The organism is Nocardiopsis sp. NPDC006198, assembly GCF_040613895.1.
GTDB lineage: Bacteria > Actinomycetota > Actinomycetes > Streptosporangiales > Streptosporangiaceae > Nocardiopsis > Nocardiopsis tropica.
The window spans coordinates 1-19,246 of the sequence record NZ_JBEXSY010000015.1 but is presented as its reverse complement, the minus strand read 5'-3'; the positions used below and the strand labels follow the sequence as shown (position 1 = coordinate 19,246).

The 19,246-nt window shown below is 70.3% G+C and carries 22 protein-coding genes and 1 pseudogene; 13 read left to right on the top strand and 10 right to left on the bottom strand.

The annotated features are described in order from the left end of the window. Window positions 1-25: 25 nt before the first annotated feature. The 3 genes from ABZ234_RS12840 to ABZ234_RS12830 all read left to right on the top strand — a co-directional run bounded on the left by ABZ234_RS12840 (window position 26) and on the right by ABZ234_RS12830 (window position 2,868). Window positions 26-1,201 carry a histidine kinase gene (locus tag ABZ234_RS12840; RefSeq protein ID WP_355012097.1) on the top strand — a complete coding sequence of 392 codons (1,176 nt, stop codon included), beginning with the start codon at window positions 26-28 and terminating at the stop codon, window positions 1,199-1,201. Beyond that, window positions 1,198-1,878 carry a response regulator transcription factor gene (locus ABZ234_RS12835; RefSeq protein WP_355012096.1) on the top strand — a complete coding sequence of 227 codons (681 nt, stop codon included), beginning with the start codon at window positions 1,198-1,200 and terminating at the stop codon, window positions 1,876-1,878. Before ABZ234_RS12840 ends, ABZ234_RS12835 begins: the two co-directional genes overlap by 4 nt. A 177-nt stretch (window positions 1,879-2,055) precedes the next feature. After that, on the top strand, window positions 2,056-2,868 hold the full coding sequence (locus ABZ234_RS12830; protein ID WP_355012095.1) for a CPBP family intramembrane glutamic endopeptidase: 813 nt from the start codon (window positions 2,056-2,058) through the stop codon (window positions 2,866-2,868). 383 nt (window positions 2,869-3,251) lie between these two features. Here ABZ234_RS12830 and ABZ234_RS12825 read toward each other — a convergent pair whose 3' ends face one another. Beyond that, window positions 3,252-3,542 (bottom strand): hypothetical protein, encoded by a 291-nt coding sequence (locus tag ABZ234_RS12825; protein ID WP_355012094.1) that lies wholly within the window; start codon window positions 3,540-3,542, stop codon window positions 3,252-3,254. 74 nt (window positions 3,543-3,616) lie between these two features. Continuing rightward, window positions 3,617-5,182 carry a molybdopterin-dependent oxidoreductase gene (locus ABZ234_RS12820; protein WP_355012093.1) on the bottom strand — a complete coding sequence of 522 codons (1,566 nt, stop codon included), beginning with the start codon at window positions 5,180-5,182 and terminating at the stop codon, window positions 3,617-3,619. A gap of 151 nt (window positions 5,183-5,333) precedes the next feature. On the opposite strand from ABZ234_RS12820, the gene sigK reads away from it, so the two are divergent. Together sigK and ABZ234_RS12810 are read left to right on the top strand one after the other, a co-directional pair. Continuing rightward, a complete protein-coding gene (gene sigK, locus ABZ234_RS12815) occupies window positions 5,334-5,954 on the top strand; it encodes an ECF RNA polymerase sigma factor SigK (protein ID WP_355012092.1) in 621 nt (206 codons plus the stop codon). Continuing rightward, window positions 5,951-6,673 carry an anti-sigma factor gene (locus ABZ234_RS12810; RefSeq protein WP_355012091.1) on the top strand — a complete coding sequence of 241 codons (723 nt, stop codon included), beginning with the start codon at window positions 5,951-5,953 and terminating at the stop codon, window positions 6,671-6,673. Before sigK ends, ABZ234_RS12810 begins: the two co-directional genes overlap by 4 nt. A gap of 428 nt (window positions 6,674-7,101) precedes the next feature. Here ABZ234_RS12810 and ABZ234_RS12805 read toward each other — a convergent pair whose 3' ends face one another. Further along, window positions 7,102-7,698 (bottom strand): TetR/AcrR family transcriptional regulator, encoded by a 597-nt coding sequence (locus ABZ234_RS12805; RefSeq protein WP_355012090.1) that lies wholly within the window; start codon window positions 7,696-7,698, stop codon window positions 7,102-7,104. Between the two features lie 110 nt (window positions 7,699-7,808). Between ABZ234_RS12805 and ABZ234_RS12800 the strand changes: the two genes are divergently transcribed. Further along, window positions 7,809-8,054: a hypothetical protein gene (locus ABZ234_RS12800; protein ID WP_355012089.1), complete on the top strand. Its 246-nt coding sequence runs from the start codon at window positions 7,809-7,811 to the stop codon at window positions 8,052-8,054. A 205-nt stretch (window positions 8,055-8,259) separates the two neighbouring features. On the opposite strand, the gene ABZ234_RS12795 is transcribed toward ABZ234_RS12800, so the two are convergent. Together ABZ234_RS12795 and ABZ234_RS12790 are read right to left on the bottom strand one after the other, a co-directional pair. Continuing rightward, complete coding sequence (locus ABZ234_RS12795) at window positions 8,260-8,691, bottom strand: MarR family transcriptional regulator (RefSeq protein WP_355012088.1); 432 nt, start codon at window positions 8,689-8,691, stop codon at window positions 8,260-8,262. A gap of 14 nt (window positions 8,692-8,705) precedes the next feature. Next, window positions 8,706-9,233 carry a hypothetical protein gene (locus ABZ234_RS12790; protein WP_355012087.1) on the bottom strand — a complete coding sequence of 176 codons (528 nt, stop codon included), beginning with the start codon at window positions 9,231-9,233 and terminating at the stop codon, window positions 8,706-8,708. Between the two features lie 640 nt (window positions 9,234-9,873). Here ABZ234_RS12790 and ABZ234_RS12785 point away from each other — a divergent pair. Then, window positions 9,874-10,107, top strand: a complete 234-nt coding sequence (locus ABZ234_RS12785) for a hypothetical protein (RefSeq protein WP_355012086.1) — start codon at window positions 9,874-9,876, stop codon at window positions 10,105-10,107. A 776-nt stretch (window positions 10,108-10,883) separates the two neighbouring features. Here the strand turns inward: ABZ234_RS12785 and ABZ234_RS12780 are convergent. Then, a complete protein-coding gene (locus tag ABZ234_RS12780) occupies window positions 10,884-11,276 on the bottom strand; it encodes a hypothetical protein (RefSeq protein WP_355012085.1) in 393 nt (130 codons plus the stop codon). Window positions 11,277-11,332: 56 nt separating this feature from the next. Then, on the bottom strand, window positions 11,333-11,719 hold the full coding sequence (locus ABZ234_RS12775) for a YbaB/EbfC family nucleoid-associated protein (RefSeq protein WP_355012084.1): 387 nt from the start codon (window positions 11,717-11,719) through the stop codon (window positions 11,333-11,335). A gap of 509 nt (window positions 11,720-12,228) precedes the next feature. Between ABZ234_RS12775 and ABZ234_RS12770 the strand changes: the two genes are divergently transcribed. Then, window positions 12,229-13,068, top strand: coding sequence for a helix-turn-helix transcriptional regulator (locus ABZ234_RS12770; RefSeq protein WP_344178153.1), 840 nt, complete (start codon window positions 12,229-12,231; stop codon window positions 13,066-13,068). Window positions 13,069-13,382: 314 nt separating this feature from the next. Here the strand turns inward: ABZ234_RS12770 and ABZ234_RS12765 are convergent, their stop codons facing one another. Next, on the bottom strand, window positions 13,383-13,970 hold the full coding sequence (locus ABZ234_RS12765) for a TetR/AcrR family transcriptional regulator (RefSeq protein ID WP_355012083.1): 588 nt from the start codon (window positions 13,968-13,970) through the stop codon (window positions 13,383-13,385). Window positions 13,971-14,070: 100 nt separating this feature from the next. On the opposite strand from ABZ234_RS12765, the gene ABZ234_RS12760 reads away from it, so the two are divergent. Both ABZ234_RS12760 and ABZ234_RS12755 read left to right on the top strand, forming a co-directional pair. Beyond that, on the top strand, window positions 14,071-15,297 hold the full coding sequence (locus ABZ234_RS12760; protein ID WP_355012082.1) for an amidohydrolase family protein: 1,227 nt from the start codon (window positions 14,071-14,073) through the stop codon (window positions 15,295-15,297). Then, window positions 15,294-16,163 (top strand): alpha/beta hydrolase-fold protein, encoded by an 870-nt coding sequence (locus ABZ234_RS12755; RefSeq protein ID WP_355012081.1) that lies wholly within the window; start codon window positions 15,294-15,296, stop codon window positions 16,161-16,163. Before ABZ234_RS12760 ends, ABZ234_RS12755 begins: the two co-directional genes overlap by 4 nt. A 70-nt stretch (window positions 16,164-16,233) precedes the next feature. Here the strand turns inward: ABZ234_RS12755 and ABZ234_RS12750 are convergent, their stop codons facing one another. Then, window positions 16,234-17,223 (bottom strand): alpha/beta hydrolase, encoded by a 990-nt coding sequence (locus ABZ234_RS12750; protein ID WP_355012080.1) that lies wholly within the window; start codon window positions 17,221-17,223, stop codon window positions 16,234-16,236. A gap of 56 nt (window positions 17,224-17,279) precedes the next feature. Here ABZ234_RS12750 and ABZ234_RS12745 point away from each other — a divergent pair, with 56 nt between their 5' ends. The 3 genes from ABZ234_RS12745 (at window position 17,280) to ABZ234_RS12735 (ending at window position 18,845) form a co-directional block, all read left to right on the top strand. Continuing rightward, the gene (locus ABZ234_RS12745; RefSeq protein WP_355012079.1) at window positions 17,280-17,858 is read left to right on the top strand and encodes a helix-turn-helix domain-containing protein; all 579 of its coding nucleotides are present in this window, start codon (window positions 17,280-17,282) and stop codon (window positions 17,856-17,858) included. Between the two features lie 355 nt (window positions 17,859-18,213). Beyond that, the gene (locus ABZ234_RS12740) at window positions 18,214-18,429 is read left to right on the top strand and encodes a hypothetical protein (RefSeq protein ID WP_355012078.1); all 216 of its coding nucleotides are present in this window, start codon (window positions 18,214-18,216) and stop codon (window positions 18,427-18,429) included. A 197-nt stretch (window positions 18,430-18,626) separates the two neighbouring features. Further along, entirely contained in the window at window positions 18,627-18,845 is a 219-nt protein-coding gene (locus ABZ234_RS12735) for a cold-shock protein (RefSeq protein WP_355012077.1), read from the top strand. A gap of 270 nt (window positions 18,846-19,115) precedes the next feature. On the opposite strand, the pseudogene ABZ234_RS12730 reads toward ABZ234_RS12735, so the two are convergent. Then, window positions 19,116-19,246, bottom strand: a pseudogene (locus ABZ234_RS12730) (BldC family transcriptional regulator); the annotation flags it as partial.

Genomic DNA, 19,246 nt, shown 5'->3' with positions numbered 1-19,246 from the left:
CGGCGGCGCGGGATAGTCTGCTCGGGTGTTCGAGACAACGGCGTGGAAGGAGCGCGTGCTCCGCCCCGCGCGAAGAGTGAGAGCGGCCGACGCCCTGCTCCCAGCGGCCTTCGTGGCCCTGTCCTTCGTCCCCGGAGTCGCCCACCAGGGGGTCGATCTGGTGGAACTGCCGGACGACCGGTCCCTGGACACCCTGGGCCTGGCCCTCATCGCAGCCCAGGCCGCGCCCCTCACCCTCCGACGCCGGTTCCCCCTCACCTGCCTGGTCGTGGTCGCCGCCGCGTTCACCGCCTTCCAACTGCTGCGCTACCCCAACGCCTTCGCCTCCCTCGCGCTGATCGTGGCCCTGTACACCGCCGGCACGCGCCCGCCGCGCCGCCCCGTGCCGGTGATCGCGGGGGCGGTCGCCGCCTACGCGCTCGTCTGCTCCCTCCTGCACCTCGCGGGCTCGCGCGCCACCGTGGCCGACTACTTCGCCTTCGGCTTCGTCCTGGCCGCGTGCTGCGCTCTCGGCGGGTGGGTGCGCGCCCGGGCCCTGGACGCGGAGGAGCGCCGCCGCCGCGCGGAGGCGGACGCCGCCGCCGCCGAACGGGCCCGTATCGCCCGCGACCTGCACGACGTCGTCACGCACCACGTCACCTCGATGGTGGTCCAGGCCGACACGGCGGGCTACCTGCTGGGGCAGTCCGACCGGGTGGGAACCACCCTGACCAGCATCGGGGAGACGGGACGGCGCGCCCTGGACGATCTCCGGCACCTGCTCGGCGTCCTGGACGCGCGCGAGGACCCGACCGGTCCCTCGCTCAGTGAACTCGCCGGCCTCGTCGAGCGCTCCCGCAGGGCCGGGCAGAACGTGGACCTGGTCGAGGACGGCGAGCCCCGGCCGATGCGCCCCCAGGAGGAGGAAGCCCTGTACCGCGTCGTCCAGGAGTCCGTCACGAACGCGCTCAAGCACGCGCCCGACAGGCACGTCGTCGTCCGCATCGACCACGGGGACGACGCGGTGGGCGCCCGGATCACCACCGGGGGCGGCGCGCCCCCGGACGAGGGGACCGGCCCGCCTCGGCCCAACCCTGGCGGCGGTCGCGGCCTGACCGGCCTGCGGGAGAGGGTCGGCGCCGTCGGCGGGGAGCTGCACGCGGGTCCCTCAGACGACGGGGGCTTTACGGTGCACGCCAATATCCCCAGGGGGAAGAAGTGAACGGTGGTTCGCCCATCCGTGTCGTGGTCTGCGAGGACGACGAGCTGGTGCGCGCCGGGTACGCCGCGGTGCTCGACGCCCAGCCGGACATGGCCGTGGTGGGGCAGGCCGGTGACGGCGCCGAGGCGGTGAGCGTCATCCGGGACCTGCGGCCCGACGTCGCGGTGATGGACATCCACATGCCTGGTCTGAGCGGCATCGAGGTGACCGCCCGCCTGGCGGAGCCGCCGGACCCCCACCCGGTGCGAGTCCTGGTGGTGACCACCTTCAACCTGGACGAATACGTCTACGAGGCACTGCGGGCGGGAGCGAGCGGGTTCCTGCTGAAGGACGCCCCGCTGCACGAGCTGATCGCGGGCGTGCGCACGGTCGCCCGGGGAGAGGCCCTGCTGGCGCCGGCGGTGACCCGGCGGCTCATCGGCGAGTACGCCCTGCGGATCCGCCCCGCCGACCCCGCCCCTCCACCGGTGCACACCGAGCCGCTGACCGGGCGCGAGCACGAGGTGCTGCTCCTCATGGCGGAGGGACTGTCCAACGGGGAGATCGCCGAACGGATGACGATCGCGCACGAGACCGTCAAGACCCACGTGTCGCGGATCCTCACCAAACTCCGGTTGCGCGACCGGGTCCAGGCCGTCGTGTTCGCCTACCGCTCGGGGCTGGTGCGGCAGGGCTGAGAGCCGGGTCCCCCTTCCGAGCTACCGAATCGCGCTCGCGCTGGTGATGTGGCCGAGGGGGCTCCTTTTCTAGCCTGGGAACCGGTCGGAGCGCCCCCCGCGCTCCGCGTTCCAGGAAGTGGTCCCGACATGTCCCACGACGCCGCACCCGCGTCCACCCCCCGCAGGCTCCGGCAAGTGGCTCCGCGCTTGTTGCTCCTCCTGCTCCTGTTCGGCGTCCTGGCCGCGCTCATCCCCGGTGTGACGGGCGCGGTGGGCACAACGGTGTGGGCCCTGCCCGTCGGCGTCGCGGCGGCGGCCCTGGGCCTGTGGGCCTACCGGCTCGCGATCCGCCGGATCGAGGGGAGGGAGCCGCTGGAGCTCTCCCGCGAGGGGGCGGCCCGCGGACTCGGGTGGGGAACGGCGGCCGGCCTCGGCGTGTTCACCGCGACCATCGCGGTCATCGCCGTCTTCGGGGGCTACCGGATCACCGGCTGGGGGTCGTTCGAGGCGTTCCTCGCCGTGTGCGGACTGATGTGCGCGGTCGCGGTCGCGGAGGAGCTGCTGTTCCGCGGGGTGCTCTTCCGCGTCGTGGAGGAGGTCTCCGGGACCTGGGGCGCGCTCGCCGTCAGCTCCGTGCTCTTCGGCGGACTGCACCTGGTGAACCCGAACGCGACCCTGTGGGGCGCGCTGGCCATCGCCCTGGAGGCCGGTCTCATGCTCGGCGCCGCCTATGTGGCCACGCGCTCCCTGTGGCTGCCGATCGGTCTGCACCTCGGCTGGAACACGGCGCAGGCCGGGGTCTTCGGCACCGCCGTCTCCGGCAGCGAGGACGCGTTCGCCGGGCTGTTCGCCGGGGAGACGAGCGGGCCCACCGCGCTCAGCGGGGGCGCCTTCGGCCCCGAGGGCAGTGTCTTCGCGGTGCTGCTCTGCGGCGCGGTCACGGTGTACCTGCTGCGTGTGGCCCACCGCAGGGGCCACATCGTGCCCCGGCCCGCGCGCCGGGCCTGAGCTCCCGGTCGTCGGCTGCGCCGCCGAACAGCGAGGAGTCCCCGGTCGGCCCGGGGGTGGTCGCGACCTCGCGTCGGACGGGGACGCGGTCCCGGGGGGACCGGCCCGCGAACTGCTGAAGGGCCTGCATGCTGCCGTCCGGGAGGGGCGCTGTGCCACGGGCCGGACGGACTTGGGCCGCCCCTTCCGCATGGGTCCGCGCGGGTAGCAGTAGCCCCAGGTACGGGATCCCTTGAGGGAGACGGAGGTGAGGACCTCGGCGCACAGCGCGTCGAGGCCCTCGCGGAGTTCTTCCACAGCGGCCGGGTCCACGCGCCCGTCACGACAACGCCCGTCGCCGCCCGGCCGCGGAGGCCGCCCCTCCTGGGGGCGGCCTCCGTGTGTCAGCCCTCGTCGTCCATTCCCTCGTCCATGGGCTCCTCGGACATGTCGTCGCCCATGGGGTCCTCCGACATGTCGTCCTCCCCGGACTCCTCCGTCATCTCCTCGGACATGTCATCGGACATCTCCTCCGACATGTCGTCGTCCGCGGGACCGTCGGTCATCTCCTCGGAGTCCACCGAGTCTCCCTCTGCCCCTGCCGTGTTCTCGCAGGCGGCCAGACCGAGGACGGCGGTGACGGCGATCGCGCCGGCGGCCAGCAGCGTGCGGCTCCGGTGAAAAGTCGTGGGCATGGTGTCTTCTCCTTCTCGTGGTGTGCGTTTCCCGCCCGGCTCGCGGTCCGAGCAGGGTGTTCCTCACGGGTGGCTCAGACCACCGTCACGGTGATGCGGTGGTGTCCGGTGGCGCCGGCGGGCGCCGGGGCCGCCCGGTCGGGGGTCTGTACTCGTCCGGCTCGGTCGGTGGCGCGGACGGTGATCGTGTGCTCTCCGGGTTCGGCTTCCCACTCCAGGACCCATTGGCGCCAGGTGTCGGTGCTCCCCTCCGGGGCGAGTTCGGCCTCGGTCCAGGACCCGTCGTCGAAGCTGACCTCGACCCGGTCGACGCCGGTGCCCTGTGCCCAGGCCACTCCCGCGACCGTGATCCGGCCCCGCTCCGGGCTCGCCCCGTCGCGCGGGGTGTCCACGCGCGACTGGGTCCTGATCGGGCCGCGCTCGGCCCACCCCCGCGGGACCCAGTAGGCGTCGAAGGAGGCGAAGGTGGTGAGCTCGATGTCGACGATCCACTTGCAGGCCGAAACGTAGCCGTAGAGGCCGGGGACGACCATGCGGACGGGGAAGCCGTGCTCGTGGGACAGGGGGCGTCCGTTCATGCCCACGGCCAGGAGGGCGTCGCGCCCGTCCGTGACGTCGGCAACCGGGGTGCCGATGGTCATGCCGTCCTCGGACCTGGACACCAGTTGGTCGGCGGGCCCGCCCCCGTCGGGAGGGCGCACCCCGGCCTCGGCGAGCAGGGAGGCGAGCGGGACGCCGAGCCAGCGCGCGTTGCCCAGATAGCCGCCGCCCACCGGGTTGGACACGCAGGTGAGCGTGATGTCCCTTTCGCACAGGTCGGCGTGACGGAGGAGGTCGTCGTAGGCGAGGACGAGCTCCCGGCGCACGCCGAGGCCGTGGATCCGCAGGGACCAGGTGGAGGCGTCGATGCGGGGGACCGAGAGCGCGGTGTCGATGCGGTAGAAGTCGCTCTCGGGGGTGAAGTACGGGGCGAGGCCGTCCAGTTCCAGGTCCACCCCCTCGGGCAGGGGCGCGGCCCTGTCGGCGGGCACCGGCAGGCGGACGGTGGCCGGGGTGAGGCCGCCGCCGGAGATTCCGGCGGACAGCAGGCGGGCGCCGGCGCCGACTCCGGCCGCGGCGGCCGTGGCCGCTCCGGCGAGGAGGACGAAGCGCCGCCGGTCGGGACCGCCCGCGGTGCCCGAAGAGGTCCGTCCGCCCCGTAGTGTGCGGATCGACCAGGTGAGGGCGCCCGCGAAGACGGCCGTTCCCGCGGCGGTGGGCAGGGCGTCGAGCGGAACGGCGTCGGGACGGCTGAGTGCGGCGGTCAGACCGGCGCCGGCGAACAGTGCGGCGCCCGCCGCCCCGAGGACGGGACGCCGGGACGCCGCCGCGCCGATCAGGGCCGCCGCGCAGGCGAGGAGGACCCCGATACCGGTGAGCAGCGCCACCTTGTCCGCAGTACCGAAGAGGTCGACGGCGAACTGCTTGAGGGGGAGAGGGACCAGGTCGATGACACCGGCGCCGACGGCCTGGACCGGCGTGGCGGTCGGGCGCGACAGAACCGCTCCGACGACTTCGGCCGCGGCCAGGGCGACCGCTGCGGACACGAGTCCGGCCAGGGAGGCCGAGCCCGTGGGGATGCGTCGTGGTGTGTCGGTCATGCCCTTGGTTCGGTGCCGGACCGGCGAGGGCGACTCCGCATTCGGTAACGAAGAGGTGACGAACGCGGAGCGGCGGTCTCCTCGGGCCGCCCGGGACCGAATCCCGGAGTGACGAGGTGGGAAGGTCGGTGGCGAGGTGAGGCGGGCGAGGATGCGCGTTCCCGGATCGGGGGCCCACACGGTGTCGGACGGAGGGCGCGACGACGAGGAGTCCTCCGGCGGGAGGCACGCCCTGTCCGCTCTGCTGCACGAGGTCGCACTCGGCGACCTGTCGGCGTTCGAGTCGCTCTACCGGGAACTCTCGGGGGCGGTGTTCGGCGTGGCCAGACGTGTGCTGGTGGATACGGCCCAGGCGGAGGAGGTGTGCCAGGAGGTGTTCCTGGAGGTCTGGCGGACCAGTGCCCGCCACGACCCGTCCCTGGGCAGCGTGGGCGCATGGGTGCTGACCATCGCCCACCGCCGGGCGGTGGACCGGGTCCGCTCCGAGCAGGCGGCGTCGGACCGGTTGACCGCGGTCGGCCGCCTGGAACCGCCGGCCACGCCGCACGACACGGTGCCTGAGCAGGTGGAGCACCGGCTGGAGCGGGAGAAGGTGCGCCGCTGTCTGCGGAAGCTGACCGAGCCGCAGCGCGAGGCCGTGCGCCTCACCTACTACACGGGGTACACGCAGCGGCAGGTGGCCGACCTCCTGCGGGTACCGCTGACCACGGTCAAGGGACGACTGCGCGACGGGTTGATCAAACTGAGGGACTGCCTGGGGGTGACGGTGTGAGACGGCGGGGGGAACACGGTCTGACGGCGGGCTACGCCGTCGATGCCCTGGAGCCCGCGGAGGTCCGGGCGGCGGAGCGGCACCTCGCCGAGTGCGAGGACTGCCGACGCGATCTCGCGGAGTTCCGTGAGACAGCGGTGCGCCTGGCGCGCGCGGAGACGGTGCAGCCGAGGGAGGAGGTGTGGGAATCGATCCTGGCCGAGGCCCGGGTGACACGTCAGAAGCCGCCGACGCGGTCCCGTCCGGCGGGTCGGACCCTCCGTTCCCGGACCGTGGGGCGGTGGCTGCCGTGGGGGCTGGCCGCGTCCCTCGCGCTGTTCTCCATGGTGCTGGCGGGAACTCTGGCGTCCGTCAGCGAGCGGCTCGCCGAGCAGGAAGCCCGGACCTCGGAGGTGGAGACGCTGCTGGCCGCGGCCGACACCAACATGGTCGCGGCGTCGCTGGGCGAGGCCCGGGCCACGGTCTTCGCCTCCTACGACCGCGACGCCGCGGTCCTGGTGGTCGAAGGGCTCTCCGCCGCGCCGGAGGGTATGGCCTACCGCATGTGGTGGGTGGACGGTGACGGTGTCCGCCCCGCGGGGGTCATGGAGTCCTCGGGCGAGGGCCGGTACGCGGGTGTGGCCGGTGACATGGGGTTCCCCGACCAGTTGTGGATCTCTCTGGAACCCGAGGGCGACATGGCGGAACCGAGTGGTGAGGAGCTCTCCATCGATCTGTGAGGGTCCGGCCTCCCGCCGATCGGAGCCCATGCCCCCGGAGCCGGACCCGCCCCAGCGTCCCATGACGTCTGCGACCGGTCGGCCCACCCGGCCGAGACCTTCGACGAGGTAGACCCCCGCAGTGCTCGCGGGCGGGGCCGCCGCGAGCCCGTGGGAGGCGAGCGGATCCCGGACGGCCGGGTCGGCCGGATTGTCGGCCGGATTGGTGAAGAGCCCGGTGCAGGTGTTCGTCTCCCCGGTCACAAGACCGTGCACCACGGCCTTGCCGGAATCCGTGGTGGAGAACAACGGTCCTCCGCTGTCCACACCGGCGACCCTCAGGAACAGAACTCGCGGGCATCTCCCCGCCATGACGGAGCTCCGTAGCCACGGATTGAGAACGCCGTCGTCGCGGCTGAACCCACCTCTTTCCGGGACGTCGCGGACGGTCAGCCGACGAAGAGCCGGTCCAGGTGGGCGTCGAGGACCGCCAGTGCCCTCTCCCTGGCCACATGGCCGAGAAGCGTCTGCGCCCTCAACCCCTCCACCAGAGCGAAGGCCTCAAGCGCCGCCGCCTCGGGATCGGTGTCGGCGGCGACCGTTCCCGCGTCGACCCCCTCGCTCAGTACCTGCTCCAGGAGGACCTGGATCCCCGCGTAGCCCTGGAGCAGGAACGCGGCCAGCTTCGGCTCGACCAGCGCCCGCGCCAGGAAGGCGACCCCGACCCGCTGAGCCTCCACCTGGCGGGGGTCTCCGTCGAGCAGGCCGCCCAGAACCGTGCGGACGACATCCCGCGGAGACGGCGACGTCGCCGGCGCCAAACGCTCGTGCGTTCCGGCGACGTCGCGGGCGCCCACGTATTCCAGCGCGAACAGCAGCATCTCGTCCTTCGTGCGGAAGTAGTGCTGCACGCGGCCCATCGAGATCCCTGCCTCGGCAGCCACGTCGCGCAGGCTGACGCCCTCCAAGCCCCGTGCGGAGACGAGCGAGCAGACCGCTTCTGCGATCTGGGCGCGCCTCTGCCGGTGGTCCACCTGTCTGGGCATCGCTTCCCCCGTCTCTCGTCCAACGCACCGCATGGGACCACGCCTCTCGCGTCAAGGTTACAATGCATGTGCATTGCAATGCACTTGCATTGCCAAGAGAGGAGCTCGGCATGTCAGCAGCACTCCGCCTCATGTTCGGGGAGGCCCGGATCTACGGACTCACCCTGGTCGCCGGCATCCTGATGATCGTCCAGGGGTACGGGACGGGACTCACCGAACTCCTCTGGGGAGTCGGTTGGGGACCCCTCGCGTGGGTCGGCGAGCGCGTCGCACTCCCGGACGGCTCACCGTTCCTGCTCGGCTCGCTGGGGTTCGTATTCGTGCTCGCCACGTGCTTCGCCGTCCAACACGATTGACCACCGTTCCCGTTGTCTCGGCGTGCTTCCGATCAGGACCGTGTGGAGCGCCGTACTCGCTCGCCTTCCTGGGTCGGCGGCGGTATCTCACCCTCGATCCAGACATGGTGCTGCACCCGCTCCGTCGGACTTCCGCGCTCGGGCAGGCCGGCACCGGTGGCCCAGTTGTCAAGAGGCCGCGTCCCGCCTGCGGCGTCCAGGCCGATCACGTGGACATCGAGCGCAGAGTCCTGGGCCTGCCGGAACGGCGCGGGGGCCGAACCCTGTAGTCGGGCACTTGGAGCTGCGGAACCTCGTCAGGGGCCTCGTTGATCTGGTCGACCCATTCCTCGACCGGGCCCTTGAAAGCCAAGCGGACATTGACGTGCCAAGTGACGCCGGATCCCGTCGGACGCCAGATGAGGCCGAGCTCCTTCAGGCGTCGAGCAGCACGGCTCACGTAGCCGGCATCGACTTGCAGGAACTCGGCGATCTCCTGCTGGGACATGTTGATCCTGGTTCCGGAGGTGATCGAGGACAGCATCGTGTTCCATACATCAGCCTGGGTGGGAGTCAGGCGCGCCAGCACCAGGGTGCGGTACAGGCTCTGGGCGGTGTGGAGTTCGTACTCCTCGATCGTCACGGGTTCGTTGGTCATGCGGCTCGCCCCTCTCAACGCAGCTTGCGGCGGCGCCTCGGCGGGCGCACCTTGCTCTGGGGCAGGACGATCTGCGGGACGTGGTCGGGGATCGCCGCGACGGCTTCGTTCTGGAGTCCGCTGACGCCGAAGTAGGCGCACCGGGGATTGACTGCGAGCTCTCCGCGGCGCTGTTGCCAGATCAGGCCGATCCTGCTCAGGGTGCGCACGGCTTTGCCGACCTCAGATCGGCCGATGCCGAGGTCGACGCCGATCTCCTCGTGCGTGGCCTTGAGGATGCCACCGCTTTCCTGGTTGCCGAGGATGTGATGCAGGACGTCGGTCTCGGTGGGGGTGAGCTTCATGTGGGGGATAGCCGCGGTGAGGGCCTTGGACATCAGATAGTAGCGGCCGCCGACGAAGTCGTAGGTCGAGCGGCGGGCGCGTTCGACGACCAGTTTGTCCCCGGAATTGACCTGGATCGGCGTGGTGGTGGGCGCAACTGGGGGCACGGGGGTCTCCTGGGATCCGGGGATCACCCGCAGGGGTCGGGCCACGTTCATCTCCTCAGGGGGTGGTGGAGGCGCAAGGGGCAAGCGCATTCCTGCATGAAGCGTGGGTACTAAAGCACAAGATTTGGGGGTTTGCAACCCCCATTTGTTGATTGGCAGCCGTGTCGCAGTGCGGGCTTACAACCCTCCTTGAGTGATTTCAAGGAGGGTTGTAAGCCCCCCTCCTGGTTGCGTTTATGCAGGTCAAAATGCACCTTCCTGGATGCCTCTCTTTTAAAAGCTATGTCAGGGTCCATGCGCGAAAGGACCCTGGGTGCGCCCGGGTGTCAACTTTCAGTGCAACAGCCGTAAGGGATGTTTTCGGTACCTGTCTGGACGCTGCTTGTCGGGGTTTGGGAGAATTGGGGCGAAATTACCATCGAATTATTTTTAGCCCGGCAAAGCCGGACACGGGTTTACTTTTGATGAATTTAAAAAGCAACCCCATGCCCATGTTCCGAGGTCTGTAGCCGCCCTGGAATCGGTCAATGGCCAGGGAACTTGTCCGAGCTTTTTTGAGTCGAGGGTAGCGACACCTTTAGGGATAAGTTTCGCTTCGCCCGGCTATTCATCAATTCCTTTTCTTTTCGACGGCAGGTCCCGGTCCGCCGGGGCCTGCTTTGTCATGCCCACCCACCCTGAGGAGACTGCTGTGCCCGCATACCCCCAAACCGCTGGACTGCTCGATCTCGTAGGAGGGGAAGCTGTCCTGGCCGGACTGGTTGAACTCGTCCTCGCCCAGCACCCCTTCGTCCAGGTTGGCGTCCTGGTGGGGATGATGGGTCTGTTCTACCTCAAGGTCATAGGCTCGACGCTGATCGGAATCCTGAAGGTGGTCCTACACCGCTCCGGTGAGGCGATCAAGGATCAGGAGGACGAACGGTAACCCTGAGCTTCTGGGGCCTGCCCTCGGGCGGGCCCCAGGCCCCGCAGCTCTCCCCCTAGGGCAAGCGAGTTGGAGCCGTTGGTGGCCAGCGGACCCAAGCTCACCTGTAGGAACCAACCATCATCACACGGAGGAGGACTGCCATACCGATGGTGCTGCTGGTTGCAGTTCGTAGCGCACGCACCGGGAAGAGCAGAGGGAGGTCGACGGTACCCGCGGCACCTCGGGGGGTGGGTGTCTGCGGCAGTGGCGTACTTCCTCGCAATCCGGTCGAACAGCTTGCGCAGCAGGGCGCCCCGGCCCGACTGCAGGATGTGGGCTGCCTCCAGCGGAATCCAGAAGCACTCGAAGTTCGTCGGGGCCGTTCGCCATCGTGCAGTTCCCGGCTCCGCCACCGGTCCGGTACGGGGACAGATCCGTCCGGTTCGAGGTGGAAGACGTGGCGGTGCTGGACCTCGAACCGGTAGGGGCTGATGTCGTAGGCGGTCTCGCCGAGCTTGCGTACGATACGGAACCTGTCTAGCCCGGGCTCGCGCAATGCGGTCGGCCGGGGCGCGTGCTCGGCCTGGGACGGAGCCGCCGGAACCGACTGTTCCGGCACCGACCCGGGGCCGACCCGCGGGAGCACGGCGGGCGTCCGGTTCGGCGGGACGCGGTCCGGCCGGTGAACAGGACCGCCGAGCCGGTCCGGCGGGCCCGGATCGAAGCGCTCCGGTCACCGCGGACGCCTCCTCACGCGGAGGCGGCACCCGCCGTCCCGGACCAGGGCATGCGGTTCATCCCCATCGGCCCCCGCCCCCGCCGCCGGGAGCGCCGTTGCCGAGGTTCCTTACTCTGTCGATGTTCTGTTCCTCGTTGACCCTGTAGTTCCTGGCGGTGCCCACGGTGCGGTCGGAGGCCTGGCGAAGGCCGCGGGCGACGGGTCTCAAGTACGGCATGAGGTTCTCCTCCAACGGTTGCATGACGTTGTTCATCTGTCTGGCGAAGTCGTCGCCCTCGCCCCAGGGCGTTCCCAGGGCCGGGCGCACGGACTCGTACCACTCGACCAGGGCCTCGAGCCTGTCGGCCGGTTCGTGGATGTAATGCCCGTCGCGCGCCAGTTCGTCCGGCGCGACGTAGAGGGAATCGTTGGAGCTGCTGTTGCTGCCGCTGCCGTCGTATCTCGGCATGGTCTCTCCTGCCAGATGTGTGTACCGCGGTGAAAGTCGAGTGCCGCCAACGGCTGCTACAGCGGCGGCGGTTCCACGCCGAGACCGCGGAAGAGGTCGCGGATGTTGAGGGTTTCCTTCATGACGTCGTCCACGGCGATGCCCTCGGGAGCGAAGGGCTGGTAGAGCGTCTCCACCCGGTCGGCCATTTGCCCCCGTGTGCGGTTGACGACGTCCTTGACGGCGCTCGCCAGTTCTGTGGGCGCCATGTTCCGATAGGACTGGCTGTTGAACTGCAGATCGACCAGTTCACCGCTCGCGTTCACCGTCGCCGCGACGAGGCGGTTCTTGGACATGGCCTCCTCGGTCGCCTGCTCCAGGTTCGCGCTCGCGTCATCCACTTCGCGGAGCGTCCGCTGAAGCCGAGCCAGCTCTTGTGCGTTCCGTGCTTCCCAGCCGCTCATCGCCCGTTCCACTCCTTCTGTCCTTGTCTTCGGCCACCGCTGGGTAGCGGCCTGCCCTGAAAAACGTTGTTCTGCGCAGACGAGGCGCCTTGCAACCGCTCGGTCCGGCCACGGGGGCACCCGGGCCGGTCCGCTCCGGCCTGGTACGACCCGGGGGAGACCGGTCGAGCCGCGATGCCGAGCCCGGAGCCGTGGCCTGCTCCGGTGACGACAGCGCGCGTGCCGGGCCGATTCGGCCGGGGGATGTCGATGATCCTGCGCGGTAGTGTCTGCTTCCCAGCCGTTGTGCGTGGTCCACTGTCGCGGAGTCGGCCGGAGTTATACAGGGACTCCCGGTCAAGAGGATGCGGCGGGCGAAGTTCCGTCCTCGCCGAGCGGAAGGGCGTCCACGGCCTTTCGTCCGGTGATCACCGGACCGCCGCCCCGCTCGAAGGGGGAACAACGGCCCGCGGCCGACACGGCCCGCCCACGGTGGGAACGACAGAGCACCGAGCAAGAAGGAGACGGCCGTGATCGACCGGGCCGGACTGGCGACATTCCTCCGACTCCGCCGGGAGTCGCTGCAACCCGAGGACGCCGGCCTCCCGCGCGGACCGCGCCGCAGGACCAGCGGACTGCGCCGCGAGGAGGTCGCCGCGCTCTGCCACATGTCGACCGACTACTACACCCGCCTGGAACAGGAACGCGGGCCCCAGCCGTCCGTGCAGATGCTCGCCTCCATCGCGCAGGGCCTGCACCTCTCCCTCGACGAACGCGACCACCTGTTCCGCCTCGCCGGGCACAACCCGCCCACCCGCGGCGCGGACAGCAAGCACATCAGCCCCGGCCTGCTGCGCATCCTCGACCGCCTGGACGACACCCCCGCCGAGATCGTCACCGAGCTCGGGGAGACCCTGCGCCAGAGTCCGCTCGGTGTGGCACTCATCGGGGACACGACCCACTACACCGGCCCGGCGCGCAGCAACGGCTACCGCTGGTTCACCGACCCCGGCGCCCGGCAGCTCTACGCACCCGACGACCACGAGCTGCTGTCGCGGATGTACGCGTCCGGCCTGCGCCGGCTCGTCACGCTCCGGGGCCCCGACTCGCAGGCGGCGCATTACGCCGATCTTCTCCTCGGCCAGAGCGAGGAGTTCCGCCGACTGTGGGACGAACACGAGATCGGTGTCCTCCCCAGCGAGGTCAAGCGGTTCGTCCACCCAGAGGTCGGCGCTCTGGAGCTGAACTGCCAGACGCTGCTCGACCCGCACCAGTCGCACCGCCTGCTGGTCTACACCGCCGTCCCGGGCACTGAGAGCTACGACAAGCTGCAGCTCCTCTCCGGTGTCGACGTGCAGATCCCTCACTGACCTCATACCTGTTGACCGGGCGTCCCCTGGGCGCGACGGCTACGACGACGGTCGGCCCGAGCGGCCGGCGGGGACCAGCGCTTCCGCCAGGCGTCCACGAGCGGCAGGTCGGAGCGGGACCCGCACGGACCGGGCTGTCCAGGGATCCGCGATCCCTGGCTCCCGTCGCCGTCAAGCGGGACAGTGGTACCGAAGGAAGATGACGACCGCGCCGACGCGGAGTACGGACCCGATGAACCGCTCCGGACGCACACGGACCGCCCCGGGCGCCGGGTTCGGTGTCGGTGCAGCCTGCCGACCGGTCGGCCCGAGGGTCACGGGGTCGACGAGGCGCGACCTCCCCCCTCGAACGCCGCCAACGAGGTGATGAAGCGCTCGGCCGCGGCGTCGACCTCGGCGGTCGGGGTCAGCAGCCTCTGCAGCAGGAGTCCTCGCAGGGATGCGGTCGCGATGATGCTCTGCTGCCTGGCGTCGGTTTCCGTGGCGCCGTCGCGAAGAGCTGCCGCTTCGAGCAGCTGAGCCAGGCCGTCGATGTCGATGACGAGCTCCTGGAACGCGTCGCGTTCATAGACCGCCAGCCCGACCAGGTGGAAGAAGGCATGGACGCGGTCTTCGTGCGCGGGGTCCGAGTAGAAGTTCCAGATGGCCCTGCACAGGGCCGTGAACCCGAGTTCGTTGCCGGTCTCGGCGATGACGAGGTTGTCGCGGCGGCGCGCCTCCAACAGCACGGCACGCAGCAGACCCGGCCGCGACCCGAAGTGATACGTCAGCAGCGTGTGGTGCACACCGAGCCGCTCCGCCACTTGGCGCATCGACAGGTTCGGGCTGGGGCCGTTCTCGCCGAACTCGTCGAACAGCGCCTCCAGGAGACGCTTCTTCCCTTCCCCGACCGGCGATCTCACGTTGCCTCCGTTGACAGTTTCACCACTGTTGAGTACGTTACCGCACAGTGAATTCACCACTGTTGAGTACAGTGGGCCGCAACCCGGGGGAGGAGGTTCCATGACCGCTACATGGCTGGTCGGCGGTACCGTCGCGGACGGATCGGGCGCCGACCCGACCGCGGTCGACGTGTGCGTGGAGGACGGCATGATCACCGCGATCGGGAGGGCGCCGTCGGGCGCGGCGGTCGTCGACCTCGGCGGCATGGTCCTGACCCCGGGACTGATCGACGCACACGTCCACCTGGGTCTCTCGAGCCCGGTCGGAGCGCAGTTCGGGTTCCAGCTCTCGGCGGCCGAGCTCGCTGCCGACATCTTCGCTGCCGCGGGCCACGCCCTGGACGCGGGCTTCACCACGGTGCGCGACACCGGCGGCATCGACGGCGGGGTCGTCGGGGTCATCGCGAAGGGAAAGGTACGGGGTCCGCGGGTCCTCTCGTGCGGTCCTGTGCAGTGCCAGACCGGGGGACACGGCTACTACGGGGCCGCATGGGAGCCGACCGGGCTGTGGGAGGCCCACCACATCCCCGGGCTCTGCGCCCTGTCGCTGATGTCGGGCAATGCCGACGAGCTGCGGCGCAATGTGCGCGAGTCGTTCCGTCGCGGCGCGAGTTTCCTGAAGCTGTGCGTCACGGGCGGCGTCGTCGGGGGACACGACCGCCTCGACGACACACAGTTCACGCACGAAGAGATCGCCGTGGCGGTGCAAGAGGCACAGGCGCGCGGCACCTACGTCACGGTGCACGCGCACAACAACGCGGGCATTCGCAACGCCGTGCGGGCCGGCGTGCGCTGTGTGGAGCACGGCACCGACATCGACGAACCGACGGCCCGGTTGATGCGGGAGCACGACGTGGCCCTGGTCCCCACCTTCGCCGTGGTCGAGCAGCTCATGGACGCCGAGAGCATGGGCCTGGACCCCGCGGTGCGGGACCGCGTCGCCGGAGTCCGCCAACGCATGGCGACAGCGCTGGAGACCTCTCGCGCGGCGGGCCTGAGGATCGGCCTGGGCTCGGACCTCATCGGGCCGAACCAGCGGCGCCGGGGCCAGGAGCTGCGCCTGCGCGCCGAGCTGGAATCACCCATGCGTGCGCTGGTGTCGGCCACCAGCGTCAACGCCGACATCCTCGGGCTGGGCGGGACCGTCGGAATGATCCGCGTCGGGATGCGGGCCGACATGGTCGCCTGGCGACAAGACCCGCTCCACGACCCGAACGTGTTCGCCGATCCGGACATGGCCGCCCTCGTCTTCAAGGGCGGTCACATCATGAAGGGACAAACCCGATGAGCGAGATACTGCACGGCTGCCTGCCGGACACGGAGTACCTGGAGATCACCGCGCGGTCGGGGCACCGCTACGGCGTCTGGGTGACCACGCCCCCCGGTTATGCGGACTCCACGGAGCCCCTGCCGCTGATCTACGTGTTGGACGGCAACTGGACGGTCGGGCTCACCGCGCCCCTCATCGTCACCCAGGCGGACCCGTATCTGACGATCGCCCCCTACATCCAGGTCAGCATCGGGTACACCGGTGAGGAGGCGGCGGCCTGGGCGCAGATTCGCAACCGCGACCTCGTCCCGCCGGGGGAACCCATCGGTGACGACATGCTGGCCACCCTCACGAAAGCTCGCGACACGGGTGCGATGACCCAGGAGCAGGTCGACGCCTACCTCGCGGAGCTGAAGGAGGCCCACGCCGACGTCTTCCTCGACTTCCTGACCGGCGAACTCCACCCCCACCTCCGGTCGAGGCTGCGTGTCAGCGAGTCCGGGCACGGCCTCTTCGGCTACTCCTACGGAGGTCTTTTCGCCCTCTACGCATGGCTGCGCGAGACAGGTCTCTTCGCGAGCATCGGTGCGGGCAGCCCCGGTGTGGCCAGTACGGACAGCCAGATCTTCACCCTCGTCGAAGCCCTGCCGGAACTCGGCGAGGACGCAGCCGCTCCACAGCTGCACATCACGCTGAACGAAGCCGAACTGCTGGGAGAAATTCCGTTCTATCGCGGAATGGCCCGTAACGTCCTTGCGACGGTGGAACAGCTCCACACCCAGGGGCGGTCGGAGCAGGTTTCGCACGCGTTGTTGCGGGAGACGCACGTCACCGGGCTGCAGGCATCCTTCCTCAGCTACCTGAAGGCATGCCACAGGCGCTGACCGGCCGCGGCCGTGAGCGCCCCGACAGCCCATCCGCCGGGCCGGTGCCGAACGTGCGGCGCGGGCGGGCCTAACGCCCCACCGCCGTCGGCCGGGTGCGGTGGAGCCAGCCGGCGACGCCGGTGACCACCGCCGGGTCGACGTGGTGGGGCAACGCGTAGTCGGCCGGGGTGGACGGGCCGACGCCGGGGAAGAACAGGTGGTCGTCCGCCTCGAAGACGCGGAAGTCCACCCCGGGCCGGTCGGCCAGGCCCGTCCGCCACCGGGCGAGGTCGTCGGCGACGGTGACCTGGTAGTCGCGGCCTCCTTGGAGGATGAGCATCGGCTTGCCGAGTGCGGCGGCGGTCGCCACCGGGTCGTAGTCGCGCAGTTCGAGCCAGTACGACGCGGGCAGCCCGAACGGCAGTTCCGAGGCCGGGGTCGCGGAGGTCAGTCCGGGGCCGTCGACGAGGGCGGCCTGTCCGGCGAACGTCTCGACCAGCGAGGTCGGGACCTGGTCCGGGAGCACCGAGGAGAGGTGGGAGGCGACGCGGACGGCGGCATGGTGCATCGGCTGTGCGTCGCCGGCCATGACCACCAGGCCAGCCACGGAGGGCTCGGCGGTCGCGACCAGCGGGGCGACCTTTCCGCCCATGCTGTGTCCGAGGACGAAGACGCGCCCGGCGTCCACCTCCGGGCGGCGCCCGAGCAGGCCGACCGCGTCGACGGCGTAGGGCACGTACTCCCGCGACATGGTCAGGTCGGGCGAGGCCGCGAACCCGCTGTGGGCGAAGGTCGCCTTGTCGAAGCGCAGCACCGCGATCCCGAGCCCCGCCAGCCCCCACGCCAGGTCCTTGAGCGGCTTGTTCGGCCCGCTGGTCTCGTCGCGGTCGAAGTGCCCGCCGCCGCTGAGCAGCACCACACCGGGACCGGGGCCCCGGTCCTTCGGGACGCTCACGGTGCCCGGCACGGCGAGGGGGCCGGTGCCGACCGTGACGTCGTGCTCGGTGAACAGGTGCGGGTTGGCGTAGGGCGGCGGGGCCCAGGCGGACACGGTTCCGGTCGGGGGTTCGTCAGACATCGTCATCACCTTTCTCAGCTTCTGCGAACGTTAGCATGGTGTGAGATCATTTCTGCATGGACGGTTTCGAACTACTCGCACACCCGGTACGGCTACGGGTGATCCACGCGATGCGCGGCGGACGGGAGCTGACGACCACCGACCTCTGCCTGCGCATCCCGGACGTCTCGAAGGCCACGGTCTACCGGCACGTCGACCTGCTCGCGGCCGGGGGAGTCCTGGAGGTCGCCGGGGAGCGGCGGGTGCGCGGCGCGGTCGAGCGCCGCTACCGGCTGCACCGGGAACGCGCGGCGATCGACGCCGACACCGCCGCATCACTCTCGCGCGAGGACCACCGGCGCGCTTTCGCCACCTCTCTCGCCGTCCTCGCAGCCGAGTACGACGCCTACCTCCGCCGTGACGAGGCCGACCCGGTGGACGACCAGGTCGGCTACCGCCAGCACGCCGTCTGGCTCAGCCCCGAGGAGCTGCGCGAGACGATCGAGGGGATGCGCGGGGCGATCGCGCCCCACCTGGCCAACGAACCGGCGGACGGCCGCACGCAGTACCTGCTCAGCCCGATCCTCTTCCCGATCGCGCCCCCACCGGCCGGAACCGATCCCGGCGTCGTCGACCCACCGGCTTCCGACGGCTGAACACACCACCTCTCACCGCCGATGCCGCTCTACCGTCGTTCCCCGAGGCCGGTCCCGGTGTGCGCGCCCCGGTGACGCGGGCGGCGCCGCGTCACCGGGAACCGCTGCCAGGGCTACGCCTCGCAGGTCAGGTCACGCGCGGGGAGTCGTCCCGTGCGCACGGCGGGCAGCCCGGCACACTCCGGGCAAACCCCCGGAGCGGGGGGCCGCTCCCCGAAAGACTCGGCTCAGGAAGGTGTGAGCCGTTGCGGCGCCCCCGTACCGCGCTCCCCGTGGCCGGATGGGGACTCTTCTCCGCCGCGCGGCCTTCGGGTGAGTGGCGTGATGGCTCCCCTGGAGGACCGGAGGCACTGTCATGTCGAAGACCGTCGGGATCGTGGCCGTGTTCGTGGCCGGGACCTTCGGTGCGGGCCGGCTGTTGGGAGCGCTGGCGGAGGGCAGCGGTCTGGGCCCGCTCATCCTGGTGGCGCTGTTGGTGGTCGTCCTGGGTCTCGCCCTCGGCGGTTCGGAGAAGAAGCGGCGGTACAGCGACGGGGACGGCCCCGAGGACTTCCCCGACTCCGGCGACTGACGAGGCCCCGTGTTTCTCGCGAGTCCGACGCGGGCTGGGGAACACCGGTGCGGGATGCCGCTTCGACGGGCGCAGTCATCCATGTGGCCGAGAGCGCTGACGTCGAAATCCTGACCTGCCGTCCCTGAAGGTCCTCACGTGCCATGATCCCCATGGGTCATCCGATGATGACCGGATGTCACTGAACGGGAGAGCACATGAGTGAGCGCCAGGTGGGCACGGTGAAGTGGTTCAGCGAGGAGAAGGGGTACGGCTTCGTCACCCCGGATTCCGGCGACCCCGATCTGTTCGTGCACTTCAGGGCGATCGAGGGCAGTGGATTCAAGTCCCTGAACGACGGACAGAAGGTCAGCTTCGAGGCCGTTCAGGGGCAGAAGGGGATGCAGGCCGACAAGGTTCGCGTGGAAGCGGAGTAGGGGACCGGGGTCGGTCTTGCGCCCCGGGCCGAAGCCGGGAAGACGCTTCACGGCTTCGGCCCGGGGCCGATGAGTCGGACTCCATCATGTGCCGGGTGTTCGCCGGGGTTTGTCGTCCTGTGTGTGCAGGGTGGTGATGAGGTCGTCGATGTGTGCGGCGGTGGTGTGGGCTCCGGTGTCGGTGGCCAGGTCGCGGGCTTCTTCGAGGGTCTGGAGGAGGCGTCCGTGGTCGGGGCGCGCGTCGAGCAGGGTGTTGATCTGGGTGCGGGGGTAGCGGCGGTGTCCGCCGAGGGTTTTGACCGAGGTGAGGCGGCCGTCTTTTTCCCAGCGGGCGACGGTCTTGGGGTCCACGCGGAAGAGGCGGGCGACCTCTCCGGGGGTGAGCAGGGCCTCGGCGCTCT

Excerpts from the sequence above, each read along its gene's own strand:
- ABZ234_RS12760 (WP_355012082.1), top strand. The coding sequence starts at position 14,071 with ATGACCGCTACATGGCTGGTCGGCGGTACCGTCGCGGACGGATCGGGC.
- ABZ234_RS12750 (WP_355012080.1), bottom strand. The coding sequence starts at position 17,223 with ATGTCTGACGAACCCCCGACCGGAACCGTGTCCGCCTGGGCCCCGCCG.
- ABZ234_RS12740 (WP_355012078.1), top strand. The coding sequence starts at position 18,214 with ATGTCGAAGACCGTCGGGATCGTGGCCGTGTTCGTGGCCGGGACCTTC.
- sigK (WP_355012092.1), top strand. The coding sequence starts at position 5,334 with ATGCGCGTTCCCGGATCGGGGGCCCACACGGTGTCGGACGGAGGGCGC.
- ABZ234_RS12790 (WP_355012087.1), bottom strand. The coding sequence starts at position 9,233 with ATGAACGTGGCCCGACCCCTGCGGGTGATCCCCGGATCCCAGGAGACC.
- ABZ234_RS12755 (WP_355012081.1), top strand. The coding sequence starts at position 15,294 with ATGAGCGAGATACTGCACGGCTGCCTGCCGGACACGGAGTACCTGGAG.
- ABZ234_RS12780 (WP_355012085.1), bottom strand. The coding sequence starts at position 11,276 with ATGCCGAGATACGACGGCAGCGGCAGCAACAGCAGCTCCAACGATTCC.
- ABZ234_RS12735 (WP_355012077.1), top strand. The coding sequence starts at position 18,627 with ATGAGTGAGCGCCAGGTGGGCACGGTGAAGTGGTTCAGCGAGGAGAAG.
- ABZ234_RS12820 (WP_355012093.1), bottom strand. The coding sequence starts at position 5,182 with ATGACCGACACACCACGACGCATCCCCACGGGCTCGGCCTCCCTGGCC.
- ABZ234_RS12800 (WP_355012089.1), top strand. The coding sequence starts at position 7,809 with ATGTCAGCAGCACTCCGCCTCATGTTCGGGGAGGCCCGGATCTACGGA.
- ABZ234_RS12825 (WP_355012094.1), bottom strand. The coding sequence starts at position 3,542 with ATGCCCACGACTTTTCACCGGAGCCGCACGCTGCTGGCCGCCGGCGCG.
- ABZ234_RS12775 (WP_355012084.1), bottom strand. The coding sequence starts at position 11,719 with ATGAGCGGCTGGGAAGCACGGAACGCACAAGAGCTGGCTCGGCTTCAG.
- ABZ234_RS12805 (WP_355012090.1), bottom strand. The coding sequence starts at position 7,698 with ATGCCCAGACAGGTGGACCACCGGCAGAGGCGCGCCCAGATCGCAGAA.
- ABZ234_RS12795 (WP_355012088.1), bottom strand. The coding sequence starts at position 8,691 with ATGACCAACGAACCCGTGACGATCGAGGAGTACGAACTCCACACCGCC.
- ABZ234_RS12745 (WP_355012079.1), top strand. The coding sequence starts at position 17,280 with ATGGACGGTTTCGAACTACTCGCACACCCGGTACGGCTACGGGTGATC.